This is a genomic window from Candidatus Regiella endosymbiont of Tuberolachnus salignus (genome assembly GCF_964020115.1).
Classification (GTDB): Bacteria; Pseudomonadota; Gammaproteobacteria; order Enterobacterales; family Enterobacteriaceae; genus Regiella; species Regiella insecticola.
Genome location: NZ_OZ026542.1, coordinates 1226215 through 1242188 on the forward strand (window position 1 = coordinate 1226215; position 15974 = coordinate 1242188).

Annotated in this window: 12 protein-coding genes and 2 pseudogenes; 6 read left to right on the plus strand and 8 right to left on the minus strand. The window is 42.9% G+C overall.

The window, feature by feature from the left end:
- Window positions 1–632 precede the first annotated feature (632 nt).
- The 3 genes from AACL30_RS06420 (at window position 633) to AACL30_RS06430 (ending at window position 3243) form a co-directional block, all read left to right on the plus strand.
- On the plus strand, window positions 633–914 hold the full coding sequence (locus AACL30_RS06420; protein ID WP_339057967.1) for a BrnT family toxin: 282 nt from the start codon (window positions 633–635) through the stop codon (window positions 912–914).
- Window positions 829–1170 (plus strand): BrnA antitoxin family protein, encoded by a 342-nt coding sequence (locus AACL30_RS06425; protein WP_422389576.1) that lies wholly within the window; start codon window positions 829–831, stop codon window positions 1168–1170. Before AACL30_RS06420 ends, AACL30_RS06425 begins: the two co-directional genes overlap by 86 nt.
- Window positions 1171–1581: 411 nt before the next feature.
- Window positions 1582–3243: a hypothetical protein gene (locus AACL30_RS06430; protein WP_339057969.1), complete on the plus strand. Its 1662-nt coding sequence runs from the start codon at window positions 1582–1584 to the stop codon at window positions 3241–3243.
- 280 nt (window positions 3244–3523) lie between these two features.
- On the opposite strand, the pseudogene AACL30_RS06435 reads toward AACL30_RS06430, so the two are convergent.
- Window positions 3524–4465: pseudogene (locus AACL30_RS06435) on the minus strand (endonuclease I family protein).
- Window positions 4466–5027: 562 nt separating this feature from the next.
- Between AACL30_RS06435 and AACL30_RS06440 the strand changes: the two are divergent.
- Complete coding sequence (locus AACL30_RS06440; RefSeq protein ID WP_339057970.1) at window positions 5028–6077, plus strand: hypothetical protein; 1050 nt, start codon at window positions 5028–5030, stop codon at window positions 6075–6077.
- A gap of 22 nt (window positions 6078–6099) precedes the next feature.
- On the opposite strand, the gene AACL30_RS06445 is transcribed toward AACL30_RS06440, so the two are convergent.
- The 5 genes from AACL30_RS06445 to AACL30_RS06465 all read right to left on the minus strand — a co-directional run bounded on the left by AACL30_RS06445 (window position 6100) and on the right by AACL30_RS06465 (window position 12563).
- Window positions 6100–6804, minus strand: coding sequence for a hypothetical protein (locus AACL30_RS06445; protein WP_339057971.1), 705 nt, complete (start codon window positions 6802–6804; stop codon window positions 6100–6102).
- Window positions 6805–6806: 2 nt separating this feature from the next.
- Complete coding sequence (locus tag AACL30_RS06450; RefSeq protein ID WP_339057375.1) at window positions 6807–7097, minus strand: hypothetical protein; 291 nt, start codon at window positions 7095–7097, stop codon at window positions 6807–6809.
- Between the two features lie 47 nt (window positions 7098–7144).
- A complete protein-coding gene (locus AACL30_RS06455; protein ID WP_339057972.1) occupies window positions 7145–10435 on the minus strand; it encodes a host specificity protein J in 3291 nt (1096 codons plus the stop codon).
- Window positions 10436–10495: 60 nt separating this feature from the next.
- On the minus strand, window positions 10496–11074 hold the full coding sequence (locus AACL30_RS06460) for a tail assembly protein (RefSeq protein ID WP_339057973.1): 579 nt from the start codon (window positions 11072–11074) through the stop codon (window positions 10496–10498).
- A gap of 319 nt (window positions 11075–11393) precedes the next feature.
- A complete protein-coding gene (locus AACL30_RS06465; RefSeq protein WP_339057974.1) occupies window positions 11394–12563 on the minus strand; it encodes a hypothetical protein in 1170 nt (389 codons plus the stop codon).
- 87 nt (window positions 12564–12650) lie between these two features.
- Between AACL30_RS06465 and AACL30_RS06470 the strand changes: the two genes are divergently transcribed.
- Window positions 12651–13004, plus strand: a complete 354-nt coding sequence (locus AACL30_RS06470) for a transposase (RefSeq protein WP_339057975.1) — start codon at window positions 12651–12653, stop codon at window positions 13002–13004.
- Between the two features lie 34 nt (window positions 13005–13038).
- Here AACL30_RS06470 and istB read toward each other — a convergent pair whose 3' ends face one another.
- Together istB and istA are read right to left on the minus strand one after the other, a co-directional pair.
- Window positions 13039–13836 carry an IS21-like element helper ATPase IstB gene (gene istB / locus AACL30_RS06475; RefSeq protein WP_339058365.1) on the minus strand — a complete coding sequence of 266 codons (798 nt, stop codon included), beginning with the start codon at window positions 13834–13836 and terminating at the stop codon, window positions 13039–13041.
- Window positions 13833–15011: an IS21 family transposase gene (istA, locus tag AACL30_RS06480; RefSeq protein WP_339056344.1), complete on the minus strand. Its 1179-nt coding sequence runs from the start codon at window positions 15009–15011 to the stop codon at window positions 13833–13835. Before istA ends, istB begins: the two co-directional genes overlap by 4 nt.
- A gap of 154 nt (window positions 15012–15165) precedes the next feature.
- Between istA and AACL30_RS06485 the strand changes: the two are divergent.
- A pseudogene (locus AACL30_RS06485) lies at window positions 15166–15717 on the plus strand (IS5 family transposase); the annotation flags it as partial.
- Between the last annotated feature and the right edge of the window lie 257 nt (window positions 15718–15974).

Here is a 15974-nt window from a genome sequence, read left to right on the forward strand (position 1 = left end):
CAGTAACTTATGAAGATTGTCCGGACACACCACTGACCTCATAGCGACCCAAAAGGATACGCAAAGGGTACGCAGAAAAAACTCAACAGAAACGCTTCCCTCTTTTTTTATTTTCACACTCTTCTTACTAGTGTTGATGCTATTTTAATCCAGTGGTACGTAGATACGCCCATCTGGCACCCAGTCATTTAACTGAACATGCTAAGCGGTTGGGTTCACTTTTTCTTCCTAAGGACAATTACAACACAAGAGGATATTATTTAGTGTGTGGAAATTATCTAATTTATTGATTTTATTAGCTATAAATGCAGGATTTAAACCTGCGACCTACGACTTAGAAGATAGCAGAATAAATTTTAACATATTGATTTATAATAAAATGATCGTATTTATTACGTAACGAAACATCAAAAAATATCAACAACTATCAGTCTCCCTCAAAAAGGTATGGCACGTAATGTTATTCCCCTCGAACATGCCACATCACCATCCATACTAATTTCCAGTATTACTTGGTTAACATCTAAAATCCTCACATTTTTCTCGTTTAGTCCCCTTGTTCACTCAGAATTCACTTTTATCTTTAAGTTGTTTAAATTACAATTATGTAATTACAGTTTAGGTGCGACAAATTGAAATTTTCATGGGATACAACAAAGGACAAAAATAATCAGTGCAAACATGGTATTAGCTTCACAGCCGCCAAGTTAGTATTCGACGATCCGTGGCACATAACACGTCAAGATCGCACTGAAGGGGGCGAATTAAGATGGCAAACTATCGGCATGATCGACAATATTGCACTTTTATTAGTCGCACATACCTGGAATGATGACGGAGAAGAACATATCCGTATTATTTCAGCACGACGAGCAAGTAAAACTGAGAGGAGGGTGTATGAACAAAATTCCTGAATTTATTCGAAAAGAACTCGCCCTTTTGGCGGCGAAGCCAGAAAACAAAATAGATTTTTCAGATATTCCGGCAACGAGCAAGGAAGAATGGCAAGGTGCTGTAAGGGGGAAATTCTACCGCCCACTGAAAAAACAACTTACCGTGCGTATAGATGCAGACGTCGTAGAATGGCTCAAATCACAAGGGGACGGCTATCAGTCGCGTATGAACTGTATTCTACGGGGAGCTATGTTATCGAAAATTCAGGGCGAGTAATTGTCCTCACCTAGATTCAAACTTTTACACTATAAAAATAGGCAACAAAGCACGACAAAACACAACTTTTCAGTCATTATTTATCAATAAGTTACCTATTCATTTCGACCTGCTATTTATGCCATTGCACGTCAATATTATCCTTTGTTTTCATTTCCACCCAACAGTGATCGCTGATTTTACGCATAGTGAATGCAGCTGGCTCTCCTTCTGCTAGTCTTTTATCTAATGCCAAATAAGGACTAGACTCATCTCAGTACAAAAACCAGTTTTCATGAGTTTGCTTGCTGTTGCAGTTGAAGCGGCGGTGATCGTCGATGTAGAAAGTTATCAAGCCGATATAGAACTAGAAGTTTCAAGCGGAGAGGGCAGTGCTCCCCGTTTACAGATTGGCAAAAAACGATGGTCGATATGCTTAAAGATGAACAAGGTAATCTGTTGTGTAATCAAGAAGTGGCCAGTGATATCGGTAAAGCGCGCATTAATAGCGAAGGGGTGTTTACACTCGAGGTCAGTGCCGCCAAACCGCAGATCCCCGTTACCGGCAACGATGGCAAATCGCGTTTAGTTTATTCACTGCCGCCAAGCCCAGAGGGTGAGCGCGATGAAGTGCGCTTTGTCGATGTATTAAGCCCTCCCGCAAGAACAATGCTCACCGCCTATTTGGCGGTAATGCTGTTGTTATGGGGGTCGGTGAGTGAGAGCAGGGCGCAAGAGATCGTAATTACAGCGGAATTCCGGCCATCATTGCTAAACAAAGGCAAGGATGGTTTTCAGAATACAACGGAGAGTACGGGGATATGCGCCGATGAGCCTAAAGTTAAAGCGAGATGTCAAAATGAAAAGGTATTTAGTATTAAGTTAGCAGGTTATGCCATACAAGAGGAGGATATCCCGGCAATGGGCTCGGAGAGAGACGGTATTTATATTAAATTCCCTGCTTCACCGGGTCAACCTTTGAAGATCCGGTTAAGAGAAGATAGTAAAACTATGATAGAAGCAAAGAAACCCGGAGAATTTACCATAACCAAAGTCGGTGCTAGCTATCGAGAGCGTTTTTTCGGCCATGTTCCGGGTGCTCTGGATCGTAAGTGGTTTTCTACTTGGCAGGGACGTACTAACCTCGCTGTTTCCAAATCGCCCTGTCCAGCTGATGGTAGTATCGGACTTTTCGAGGTAGGCTCATATGGTGCTGACCATTTTTTATGGAAGATTAAGGAAGATGGCATCTGCTACAAACAATCGGAATATCGTCGCCCTTTAAATAGAGAAACCCCTTCGTCGAGTCGTACGGAGAAAGGAGCAATCCGGCTAGAGGCAACAAAAGGGACGGGGAGTGGTATCCATTGCCTAGATGATAATTGTTCTGCTACGATGCAAAATATCAGTTTTGCCTATGTGTTAAAGCTGCCAGATCCCTTATCCATGGCCAGCGGCATCTATACAAATGTTGATACCTTGGCCTTCACTGTCGGCAATAGTTCAACTGACGATATTGATTTTGGCGATAATTTTAAATGGTTTGGTGATCAGAACGTCACCTTAAAGTTCAAGCTTGAGGTGGCTCATGATCTCAAAGTCACGCCGGAATTTGGTGCTGAAAAGGTCATTTTAGTGCCACAAGACGGCAGTCAGCGCGGCTGGGATCGCTATCTTAGTGGCTGTAGCAAACCGACTAAGCTTACCGGCCGCAGTCAGTTCAGGCTGTCTTCTTCGGGTGAATTTACCGTTTATGTGAAATGTGACAAAGATTTTTCTCAACAGGATGGTGAATACGCTTTAATCAGCGAAAAAGATCCCAGCAATGAGGTTCCGGTGCGTGCTTTCCTCACCCTGGCTAGCAATATTGTGATTAAAGGCGGCAGCCAAAAGTCCGTCACCAGGCAACCCCTTCGTACTAAAAAAGATCTCAACCATAATATCTTTCACACCAATAGCCCAGCGCAAAATTATCCCGGCCATATTGATTTTGAAGTCAGTGGCAAAAAACACATTGACACCTTATTAACTAATCAGCCCGATACCTATAAAGGCAATGTCACTATTGTATTTGATGCCAATATTCATACTTAACCTTAATATCTGAATTCGGGATAAGCAGGCGGTTTTACTAATAGTTACACTAAAGAAAAATAATTCATTAAAAACAAATAAATAAAATATTTTTGCTTATATAATAGGCAACAAAGCACGACAAAACACAACTTTTCAGTCATTATTTATCAATAAGTTACTTATTCATTTCGACCTGTTATTTGTGCCATTGCACGTTAAGTGTTGTCGTTGTTCGTCTAATAAAATTCTTTTTTATTAGGCAACAGATATAAAGTTTATTCTTTAAAAGCCAGCCGTATTATTTCGTGTCTTTTCTACAACTATCTCCGTAAATACTGCTTGCCCATTCAGGGTGATCAATAAAAGGATTGCGATTTCCCTGACGCTCGTAGATACGTTCATTACGACGGCGTTCCCAATTGGAGACCGGGTCTTGTGCATGCCATTCTAGCAATGTGCAGAGTTTTCCCAGTTCATTACCACTAGTACCTGTTTTATCGACCAAGCTTAAATCACCCACTTTAGAATCATCGTTGCCTTCGTAACGTACATCCATATAAAAAAGCATCCGACTGACATCCCCTTTGACATTATCGGCAGGTTCAAAACTATCGCGATCAGTTTTATTCCCCGGTGACTCTGTCAAAGGCGTGCCGCCTCAGTCAAAATCCTTGTTCCGGCGTGTATTATTCACGCTAATATCAGCTGGCCGTAAATGATGAATATCTGTATAAGCAAACTGACTGGGTTTAGGAAAACCGTGACTTTTCGCCCAAACGTGCTCCCGACTCCAAGCATTTTGATCGTTCGTCTGTCCTGACCTGAAATTTTTGGGCACCGAGCGACCAGTATAAAGTAATATGATATTATCAGTATTATTTGGGTCTTCGTCGGTGTACTCCAGTTGCTCCCATACGCTTTGATAATTGAAATGTTTATGCCGTTTGATAATACTGTTCAGGGTGCTTTTTAACATCGCACCGCTCTTACCACCTGCACTGCAATAATAATTACTGACCTCGGGCAGTACGCTGTTGATATCTTTTTCAATGACGGGTTCGGTGACTACATTCCCTAGCACGAATGTGACAGGATAGGTATTAACGGGACAGAGATTATCTTTATTTTGAGCGCTGAGGATGCCAGAATCTGTTATACAATAGGTTCGTACTTGCTCAGCTTGAATTCCTATCGATATCGACAGTACGAATAGGAATAATAATTGATAGAACCATTTCATGGGAACACTCCTTCTTATAAAAAATCCCTGCTTAGGCTAATAAGCATCTAATAATTTATTTAGATAAATAAAAATCAATTAAATAAATTTTATATTAATTTCAGTCAATTTTTAATTATTCGATTATGCTAAATTATCTTATTGATGCAATGAAATACATTAAGCAATTATATTGCCGTGTATTTACCATTGGAATAAATAATATTATGGCACTGTGAGGAGAGAGTCTTCTTGACAAAAAATAATGCGCGATCAGGGCATCCGTATTTTCAACACCTTGCCTGTATTTTTACAGATATCATCAAATAGAGGTGAGTAAAAGCTGAATTGAAGATTCGAAATACCAATAAAATAAGCGTTTTTTAATAGTATTATCATGGCATTATATTTACAATTTTTACCATAAATTAATCATCACGGTGAAAATAAAATACCATGAAAATGAACAATTATAAATCATTACCAAATAATTATAGTCTTAGTAAATATGGTTAACAAGAAAAACAAACACAACAAATTTTATTACAATGAAAAAATACAGAATAAAAATTAGGATGTAATGATGAAACTTTCTCAACCTGGTAAATTAAATGAATTTTTTTCAAGAAGTGCTGGCTTATTTGATAGAGAATATTTAAAGAAAAAATTAAACAGTTTTATTGAGAATAATAACACAGAACAGAATATGTTAGGTAATGATGCCCGTGAGGAACGTCGAGGCAATCTAGAAAAATGTTGTCAAATCCACAATACACCCGCCACCTTTGAAAAAACAAAAATTACAACTAATTATGAAGATGACGTAATAAAGAAAACACGAATTCCGATTATTCAACGTTCAGAAGAAAAAGGTAGTAGTTCATACTGCATGCTTTTTGATCAGATTGATTATGTAAATGATATAAGAGAAAAAAAACAAAAAGATATTATAGCAAGCGGAGTTATTATAACGGGAAGAAAAAAAGTCGAAGAAAACGGAAAAATCATTACAGATAAGAGTATTCTTTTTTTAGGACAAGCGGGATTATGTTATGGATTAACATTGGCATGGTTGGCCAGACAAGGGAGCCCTGACAGCGCCGATTTTTTTGATTACATTAAAACAGAAGCAGGGTATAAAGAAGTCGTATTAAGACAGATGTGGCAGCCATATAAATATGACACTTCTTCCCGAATATTTATTAAATATAAAGAGGTACCTATTTTTATAACAAAAATAAAAAAAAGCGACTTTGGAGTAAATAATTATTACTACAGTAGGCAGAGAGATAAAAAAAATCATAGTGAAGATAAAAAAAAGTATACTTACACAGATACGGACTATATAAATGATATAACAGGTAAAGTACATCAACGGGAAGACAAAATAAATACATTATCAACCAGTGATGATGTATTACCAATCAGTGATGGTAGATACCATGTTACATGTCTTATAAAAAATAGAAATTCACATTCTATAGGTATATTTATTGATCAAAAAACTGACACCTTTAAACTTTTTGACGCCAATTATGGCGAATTTTCATTTTGTGATCTTGCACACATGAAAAAATCTGTCTTATCTTGGCAGCTAAACATAGACCATATCACCTCCTTCAAGGTGATATGACCCTTGCCGTCAATTGATATGATTACTTATCGTATATAGCGGTTTTGATATAAAAAAAACCTGATAAGGCATTAGATTTATTGAAATCATTGATGATGCCAGCAAATTCATATTTTATGGTTAATGCGTTATAAACGCTATTTTTATACGCGCCAACCCAATAGTTATAGGTGGTATACCAATCAAAAAGATCGCCCTCATTATTTTCTTCACCGGTCATAGAATAATGCATAGGTGCCACGGCGATAGATTCTTTCATATCAATATCAATCGTTTTTGTGTGATTTGTCTGATAATGACACAGTTGTAGCGGTCTCATTTGTGCCGAATAGACCAATCTGCCTGACGCATTGTAAATCGCTAATCCGTAGCGAGTAGTTTTTTTCGCCATTGCAGCAAAAACATACACCGTCATCAGAGAGGTTTGATGATTTCCCATTTTATACTCTTCAGGTATTCCGCTGGTTGCAGGGTAAAAAATAAAAACACCGCCACTGATTTTATAGGCATGAAAACCGGACACCTCTGTTTGTTCGAACATATAGGTGTTCACTTTTTTTGCATAACTGACAAAAATCATGATAGGAATGTCTTTGGGTATCGACGTCGTAAACGTGGCGCCGTGAGCGGCGGTGATCGTTAATCGTTCAATCAGGTTCATCGGCGACACTTCAGGCGACATCCACAATCTACCTGAGGGATTTCTTATCGCAAATCCAAATGACATGTTTACTCCATGTAGACAATAATAAAAGCGCCACAAACGTGAGAATCGAAGAAAGTATCATTGGCATCTTCACGCCAGGTGACGGTATTACCTGAAACGGTGACATTATAATGCTGCCCAAATTTGTTTTTTTGGCAAGCATTGACCATCACTTTTAATGTTAATCCGTTAGGTACCCTATAGGTTTTCGTGCCACTGTGTTCATAATTGATACAATCTAAAATAAACATTGGCGTGATGGCTGTGACTAAATCTGTTCCATCATCCAGTTTTATTTGTATCCCGTACTTCATCGTGTTTCACCGTTATTTTTATTTAATGGGTTTGAATGATTTTATTATTACAATTCACCAAAGCGCACCCGTAACACGCCTCTTTCATCGTACACATCAATGCGGTTATTTTTAATGGTCATTCTGGCTTTTCCTTTGCCGGTGCCGTTCATTTCAATGCCGCCGTTTTTACTCCATCGCCAGCCTGAGGTGTTGGCGACATAATTGGTCGATTGGAGGGTGTTGCCAATTTTGGCATTGGTGATACTGCCGTCTTGAATAAAGCCTTCACGGATAAAGACTTGATTATTTTTGACCGCAAAGGGCGAGAATTTTTTGCCCTGCTGACCGCTTAACAGCACAAAATGATCGGCATTAAACCCGATTTGCGATTTCACACGGCCACCCTGGGTTTCCACACCGACCACCATGCCGGCATCATAATACTTACCCTGGTACGTGATCCCCGCCTTAATGCTGTACAGGGCATTGCCGCCGGTAGCGTTAAAGTGAGTGGTGGCTTTGGTTTCCAGCGCCGCTTCATTTTTGCTTAATCGGGCGGTAACCGCCGTTTGATGTAGACTCAAGGCTTGCTTCGCCTTGGATTGGGTCTTTTTAATCTCCAGTGTCTCGGCCTTGGCCTGGTCAAACTGGGTCGCCATGAGCGTCTTATAACTGTTTAACGCCTTGTCCATCCTGGCGACCCCTTGCTGCACATCTCTCGTCTGATAACCGCTGATTTGTTTTGTCAACACTATCTTTTTTGAATAGTTATTGAGTGCGTTACCGATCCCGTTAAACCGGCTATTCATGGACAATTCGGTACGGTCTATTCTCTCGATCAATTCTTTACCGGCTTTTGTCGTCATGATGTCATCACGCAGTTGATCGAGCAGCAATCGGGTATCCTTACTCGACTCTCCTCTGACCCAGGCTGTCCAGGCGCCAAGATTTCCAGTGCGATCAACCAGTCTGGCGCGAAAGTAAAAGGCTTTCCCTGCCGCCAAGCCTTGCATCGCGTAATAACGCTGCGGATAGGGTACCTCGGTTAACGGTTTTCCCTCTGAACGAGGCGAGGTAATCTTCTGGCTGTATTCTCGCTCTGTTTGGTATTCGAGCTCCGTAGTGAAGGTATCTTCCACCCCGGCAGGAAATGACCAATTGAGTGTGATGCCAGACACCATTGGCGTTGTCATCAAGCCCATGGGCTGAGGCGGGGGGTGTGCTTTCCCTTGAAGCGGGGTCGCTGGCGTGGTCACCCACAGGCTGGCGCTCCCCGCGGCGTTAATCGCACGCACTCTTGCCTGATAACGTCCTGCATAACTGTTTGGTACGTCAAATCCGCAGGTTAATACCCGCAGTAGCGGCGTCCAGTTGCCGTTATCGCGCCGCCATTGAGCATCGTAAGCGGTGGCACCGGTGGCCGCTTGCCAGCTCACTTGCACTGTGGTGACGGCTAAACCTTGCGCAATCACCGTTTGACTGGTAAGCGTGAGGTGGGTCGGAGGGGGCTGAAGGGTCAATGGAATAACGCTAATCGGCCTCTCGTCAAGGCGGGTGCCACTGTCGATACGTTCATATTTATCCGGATCATGTTGGACAGCGTTAATACGATAGGTGTTGTCGTTATTGTCTTCGATACGGGTCACCCGGTAGTGCTGCAGCGCTAAATCATCGGCCTCCACCGACCAAATCGCCTCCCGTTGCGGCGTTTCCGTGTAGGGTACGGTAACGGTAATGATTTGACCGTTAATCGCCTGTACGGTGCGGGCTTGGGCGATACCACTGGGTAAATTGATTATCAGTCGATCACCGAATTTGACGTCAGCCAGGCGATCTAACGTGATTTTTGCCCCCGCGGCATGACAAATTCGCCCGCCACTTTTTTTGCCCGATAACATCTCATCCGCCACCGCAATAATATGCCCCGGTAACGGGATCGCCCCTTCTAGCCCGACAGCAAAGCTAATTAAGCGGTCTTTCGCATTGGTCAGTAATGCCCAACGCCCCCGCCGGTGGGCTTCGGTTTGCCGAATACAGCCTATCGCCGTGGTGCTCAGGGGATGAATGCCATAGCGCCGCACCAAGGTGTCATCGGAGATAGCCTCGAGGGTATCCTGATAGCCGTTAGTCGGATCGCTCCAGCTGACCAGCGCGTTGCTGTAGCGGCTTTTAGCCGAGGTGCTGGCGTAGGTGAAACGCCCGTCGATCACATTAGCCCGGGTGTACAAATAATCACGGTCACGCGGCATATCGGCCAGCGCACAGAGTTGATTGTTTGCCCAGTAGGTCATGCCACGAAATATCGCCGCCAAATCCCGCAGGACAGTAAAGGCTTCAGCCTGTGATTGGATATATACATCACACAAAAAGCGCGGCTCTGTGCCGTTTCCGCCTTTGCCATCAGGGACTAATTGATCGCAGTATTGCGCAATGCGATACAGCTCCCACTTATCCACCTGCGCCGCGGTTAAGCGATGACCGAGACCAAAGCGATCAGCGAGCAAAATATCGTAAAACACCCAAGCCGGATTATTGCTGTATGCCCATTTAAAGGTACCGTTCCAGGTGCCACTGTAAGTTCGTATAACGGGATCGTAGGTTGTCGGCACCCGTATGATGCGCATCTTGGGTTCACAGGCAATCACGGGGATCTGCTGGAACTGGCTGGCATCGAATTCAACATACAGCAAGGCGGTGTTGGGATAACGCAATTTGGCATCGATAATTTCAGCCAAGGCGTCAATGTGCATCCTATCGGCGAGTCGTTGATGGGTACTGTTCGGTGTCAAGCGACAAACACGGAGTTGCCAGCCAGTTTTGGCTTCAGGTAAGTTAATACGGTGTGAGCGCTGATAGCGCGTCGTGGTTTTACCCTCGACGGCTGTGTTGAGTACCCTGTGGTAGGCGCCGCCATCGGTGGCAATGTCTATCGCATAGTCAATGCGAGTGCCGTTCACATCACCGTTATCCTTCTGACGTTGCAGCGCTGGCCAGTTGAAGCGAAGGCGAACCGCGGATAATTGCGTATTGTTAATCGCCTGCACCCAAGGGGTGTTCGATTTCAACTCACGGTTAACGGTGATTTCATTTTCAACGTTCGGCATGCCTTGAATATAGTCTTGCGATGGGGTACCGGGGCGATAATCCCAGCTGACGCCGGTAAAATTAGCCGTGCCGTCGGCATTGTTAAGCGGCGTGCCATCCAAATAAATCCGTGTACCGTCTAATTCGCCAGCAAATTCGCCTTCCCCCAGTGCCAATAAGATTTTAGCTTTGGCGGTAGAGTGCAGGCTATCCGGCGATTCTGTCGGCGTAGGCGGTCGATGGCTGCCGCCTTTGTTTCCTGTGATGGCCATAATTTACCCATAAAAAAAGATCGCCTTGGCGATCTGAATAATGATTCTGTTCGATTATTTTTACAGTTGGTCTTCCGCATAAATCCCTGCCGAAATCACCGCACCGCCGATGCGTCGTTGGCCGTAGCCAATAGGCACCGGATTGCCTTGTGCGGTAGAATTCACCGGGCTGCCGAAGGCATAGCTGGGCTTGTTATCCGGGTCTTCGCGGCGTGATAACCCGCTGGGTTGGGGGGAGAGCATCTGCACCACGCCACCGACCATCATCGATATCCCGACAGGCGCTAAGAACTGTGCACCAGGGATAAAGGACGCTGCCACTAACACCGCACCGATAATGGTTTGAAACACCCCTCCCCATTTACTGCCAATAATCACCGGAGCAATGCGAATGTCTTGAGTGCCGTAGGCGCTGGCAAGTTCATCTTTGCCAATGTTATTCGCGCCGTTAAATACCGCAAAGGTCAGGCCTTTTGATTGGCTTTGCAACATAAATTGCTCAAATCCAGGAAGAATAACCGACAGCGCTTTGATCGCTTCTTTTGGCGTCTCTACCGCGAGTTGATGTACACGGCCAAACAGCTGCCCGAGTTTGCCATACAGGCGCACGGTGCGCAGGGAGTGGTTGAATGCGGCCATGGTGTGATTCCTGATAATAAAAAAGGCTGCGGAGGCAGCCGGAAGAGTGCGTGGTTCGGTACTAAAAAGGAGATAGGAGTTTATCGCATTATTTTCCTACTCAACATAAAATAGTATTTAAAAAGCACAATGTGTAACCATTAATGAACATAATGAACTAATTAAGGTAACATTACAGGAATACTAATATTTTATGTAACGTCAGCTTTAAATATCTAATGTTTTATCGTTTTTTACGGCGACCCATCAGCGTCTAAAAGACGTCAATTGCTGTATGGATACCTTATTTTCAGAGCATATGATGTAATTATTATATCGCTCAGCTGTACTTTTTGACTGGTTTTACCTCAATGTCAAAATGTATGATACCTGTTCTCCAATCTCTAATCTTTTCAACTTTTGTAACTTCTAAATCAAGATCCTTCAATGTTCGCCATACTGATTTTCCATTAGGGGTTTTTGTAAATAAAGCATTTTCGAGTGCCTTTCCTGTTTTATCTTTTGTTTCTTCCAACGTAGTCTCGTTTATAATATGTTCCATTCTTATCGTATGTGGCATTGGAAAATCCTGGTAAGGAACCCCCTTGCTTTCTGCTAATAATTTTATCTGGAATAGCTTAATGTCATTTGAATGATAAGCGGGAGAATAGTCCTTTTTAAAGGCCTCAGCAAATATCCATTTTCCTGGTGAAAAGATAGCTATAAAATGCGAGCTGTCCTCGTGCTTAGAATAAGATTCTACTCGATTGCCTTCTATCTCATGGGTAAAATTTTCCCTAATGTATTCTTCTGTCTTTTTATCAAGTATTCGAAATTTGTTGATTTTTGGTAAATTTTGAACAGGTAATTGATTAACCGTCTTCAGTAAGGAGTGGGATTGAGTGGACTCATCTAATTGAATTTGTTCTTCTATTTTTCTAGAAGTAGAAATCAGCATAGAAGGCTGTAAAATGGGTTGTTTTATTAATGATGTGAAAGTTTTTGCGGATTCATTCTCTGTTTGTGTATTACTTTCTTTTTTCTCATGTACATCAATTCTATCTGGTATAGAAATTGACTCATAAGCTTCATCCAAAGTGAATTTTGATGCTAAATCAGTTTTTTGTAATAATGCAGCAAGCAAGTCACTACCTTTTACTTCATCACATGCAATTATAGTAAATAACCCATTACTTGAACTACCAGTTCTTATTTCTGCAACCATATCCCTACCAAGCTTTTCATTCAAGTAAGACACGTCTGGTATGTTAGCTGTCGCCGCTTTAGAAAACATTGACGAAGTAGTCGGTGTTGAATTAGAGGTTGGTACAAGACTGTTTTCCAATTCGTTGAGATTTTCAATCAGTGTTAAAAAATTAACTGAAATATTCTGGATACGTGAAATATTTTGAGCAAAGTTTAGAAATGCCGGGCAAGGCTCAAGACGCACAATTTGGTGAATCGATGAATCGATGAATCGATGTTTAGAAGAAGAGTTTGGTGTAATCATTATACATTCCTATCACTATGGAAGCCCTGAAAAACCGCTAAAAGTAGTCTATTCTGTCATTAATAATTTTTTTAGGTTAATAGTGAAATGAAAACGAAATCGACGAGACGAGGCGACTTTTTAGCGCAGATGAATAGGATAGTTCCCTGGGAAAAAATTCTGTCTAAACTCAGTATCAATTATCCTAAGCCAACAGCCAAAGGGGGAAGACCGGCAAAACCTTTAGAGGTGATGCTGCGGATTTATTTTTTACAAAATGGGTTTAATTACGCTGATTTATCGATGGAAGAAGCGTTATATGACATCCCCTTACTACGTCAATTTACCGGTGTCTCCGTCGATGCGATTCCCTCCGATCCCACCATTCTGCATTTTCGACACTGGCTGGAAAAACATCATTTAAGCGAATCATTGTTTGATGTCAACGCTACTTTAGATTGACCACTTTTTGCTACTTTAAAATGTCCAGTTTTTGCTAATTTTCCTGTTGGGTTTCTATTCCAGGCGCCTGGATAATATCAGTCGTTTTTATAGGCAACATGCCTGCTTTGCGTTTATTTTTGAGTCGATAGCTTTCTCCTTTAATATTCAATGTGGTTGAATGATGTAAAAGCCTGTCTAAAATCGCAGTTGCTAAAATGTGATCACCGAATACGTCCCCCCAATCAGTAAAACTTTTATTTGATGTGAGAATGATGCTCGCCTTTTCATAACGACGGCTCAATAACCTGAAAAATAGGCTAGCTTCTTCGCGATTCATCGGTAAATACCCGATTTCATCCAGTATTAATACCCTGGCATAGCACAGTTGCTGAAGTTGGCGTTCCAGACGGTTTTCTTGCTTTGCCTTCATTAAGGTACAGCAGAGTCTATCCAGAGGCATAAACAATACCCGATGCCCAGCTGTAGCTGCCTTGACAGCCAGCGCTATCGCCAAATGCGTTTTCCCTACCCCAGGTGGGCCTAACAAAATGACGTTTTCATGATGTTCGACAAACCTCAGCCCCGCCAGCTCGCGGATAATTTTCCTGTCTATACTTGGTTGGAAAGTAAAGTCAAATTGCTCCAAGGTTTTTATCCACGGCAAACGTGCTTGTTTTAACCGCGATTCCAAGCCTTTTTGGTGACGCCCGTTCCATTCCTGGGCTAATGCCTGCTGGAGAAATTCACGGTAGTTCAGTGCTTTCTTGGTGGCTTCTTCACATAAACTCTCCAACGCATCGCCCAGGTAATCCATTTTTAACCGTATCAACAAGTTTTCCATTTCCATCAGAGTAGCTCCTCATACACACTGAGCGAACGAGACGCTACTCGATTGACCTGTTGCCAAAGGGCTTGATGATGTTCTGGCACCTTTTGCCAGCCCTGCGTTACCTCCTGCAAGAGATGCGTCGCGAGCAGTTGCTCATCGCCGTAAATACGTAGCGTATTATCTAAACCGATACGAATATTAACCGCACGACCACACCAGAATGAAGGCACGCTATAGCGATTACCTCTGACATCGATATAGCTGTCCCATGCCACTTGTCGTAGGTCGAAGTAGCTGGTATCGAAATCAGTCGCAGGGAGTGGCATCAAGGCTATTTTTTCCTCAGCAAAACGATTTTCCGGTGTCTGCTTGAATTGACGAAGATGACGCTGGTCTGCCACTTTCGCCAGCCACATCGCTAGCAGTTGATTAACATGAGCGAAACTCTCAAACTGACGGTAGCGAGTGAAAAAATTGTGTTTAACATAGCCCACCATCCGTTCGGTTTTGCCTTTCGTTTGCGGTCGATAAGGCTTACAGGCGCGAGGGCTAAACCCATAGTGATTAGCCAGTTGCAGGAAGCCCGCATTGAACTCGATGTGGCCATTTTGTCCATGTTTGATAACAGCGGCTTTTTGGTTATCTACCAAGACATTTTTTACGCTGCCACCGAAGTAATTGAAGCTGCGAACCAGCGATTCATACGTGTGCTCAGCATCTTGCTTAGGGGCAGCAAAGACATGAAAGCGACGCGAAAAACCGAGCGTATTAACGGCAAAATTAACCGTACAGGCAGAGCCTGCCACCTCAACGATGATTTCTCCCCAATCGTGTTGAAGTTGATAACCGGGGAGGGTTTCAAAGCGTACCGTGTTTTTCGAGGCCCTGAGCGGACGTTTGGGATGTATATAACGTCGGAGCATCGCACTCCCACCCCGGTAGCCTTTTTCACGGATTTCCTCAAAAATAACCGCCGCATTCCAAACCTGTTCACTCAACCTTGAATCGATGTAGTCTTTAAAGGGCTCGAGTTTAGCAACCTGTTTTTTACCGCGTTTTGCTGTTGGCGGCGCAGGATAGCTAATGTGCCGTCTCACCGTTTTTTCTGAACACCCTATCTGATGGGCAATATCAACAATAAATGCCCCCTGTTGATGGCGTTGTTTTATCATGTAGTGGTCCTCTCTTCTTAGCATGCTTATTTCCCTCATGGCTTTGTCACCACAAAGGAAACTGCATTCTGGCTTGAGTGGACAAATTAAATTAGCAATTTACGGTCTTTTATCATTAGCGCTGACATTTGAAGAGGTCAATGCGCATTTAGCTTCGTGTGGGCTGTTTATCAAACGGGGTAGTATTGTTGATGCTACGATCATTCATGCACCCAGTTCAACTAAAAACCGGCAAAATGGCCGCGATCCTGAAATGAAAGCCACCCGTAAAGGCAATCAGTGTTTTGGTATGAAAGCGCATATTGGTGTGGATGCACAGACGGGTCTGGTGCATTCCCTGGTAGGAACCTCGGCGAATGTAGCCGAGGTAACGCAAGTTCATCACCTTCTTCACGGCCAAGAAGAGGTTGTCCATGGTGATGCCGGTTATAAAGGCGTGATGCGACGCAGTGAACATCAACATCGTGCGGTCATCTGGCACATCCCCCGACGGAGGGTATTGGCCTTGCCCGGGCAGGAGCAGCAGGTATGGGAGAAACATCGGCATCGGCAAAGTCTTATTGCGAAAATCCGGGCTAAGGTTGAACATCCCTTTCGGGTGTTAAAATGTCAGTTCAACTTTAGAAAAGTGCGCTACAAGGGCTTGGCAAAAAATACCGCGCAGTTATTCAGCTTATTTGCTTTGACCAATCTCTTTCTCGCTAGAAAAATCCTGCTCTGTAACCCCTGATTTTCCATTGATACTGAAAAAAAGTGTATCCGCCGTCTCTTATACCGTAAAAAAAGAGTGCATTGATTTTCTTTTTTATTACATGACTTTAAGAATTAACGCTATTAGCTCAAAATATAGCATTCATTTCGGTTTTTCAGGGCTTCCCTATAGCCGAAGCAGTTTAATTTGATTCAAGGCGAAGGAGCGCAGACAGTACAAATAGTACGGCAAGTGACTACAACACAGAATCAAATTAAAATGATTTGGCTATATCA

Coding starts and splice junctions, on each gene's coding strand:
- AACL30_RS06455 (WP_339057972.1), bottom strand. CDS start 10,435: ATGGCCATCACAGGAAACAAAGGCGGCAGCCATCGACCGCCTACGCCG.
- AACL30_RS06460 (WP_339057973.1), bottom strand. CDS start 11,074: ATGGCCGCATTCAACCACTCCCTGCGCACCGTGCGCCTGTATGGCAAA.
- AACL30_RS06445 (WP_339057971.1), bottom strand. CDS start 6,804: ATGTCATTTGGATTTGCGATAAGAAATCCCTCAGGTAGATTGTGGATG.
- AACL30_RS06470 (WP_339057975.1), top strand. CDS start 12,651: ATGAAAACGAAATCGACGAGACGAGGCGACTTTTTAGCGCAGATGAAT.
- istA (WP_339056344.1), bottom strand. CDS start 15,011: ATGCTAAGAAGAGAGGACCACTACATGATAAAACAACGCCATCAACAG.
- AACL30_RS06450 (WP_339057375.1), bottom strand. CDS start 7,097: ATGAAGTACGGGATACAAATAAAACTGGATGATGGAACAGATTTAGTC.
- AACL30_RS06440 (WP_339057970.1), top strand. CDS start 5,028: ATGAAACTTTCTCAACCTGGTAAATTAAATGAATTTTTTTCAAGAAGT.
- AACL30_RS06430 (WP_339057969.1), top strand. CDS start 1,582: ATGCTTAAAGATGAACAAGGTAATCTGTTGTGTAATCAAGAAGTGGCC.
- AACL30_RS06425 (WP_422389576.1), top strand. CDS start 829: ATGATGACGGAGAAGAACATATCCGTATTATTTCAGCACGACGAGCAA.
- AACL30_RS06465 (WP_339057974.1), bottom strand. CDS start 12,563: ATGATTACACCAAACTCTTCTTCTAAACATCGATTCATCGATTCATCG.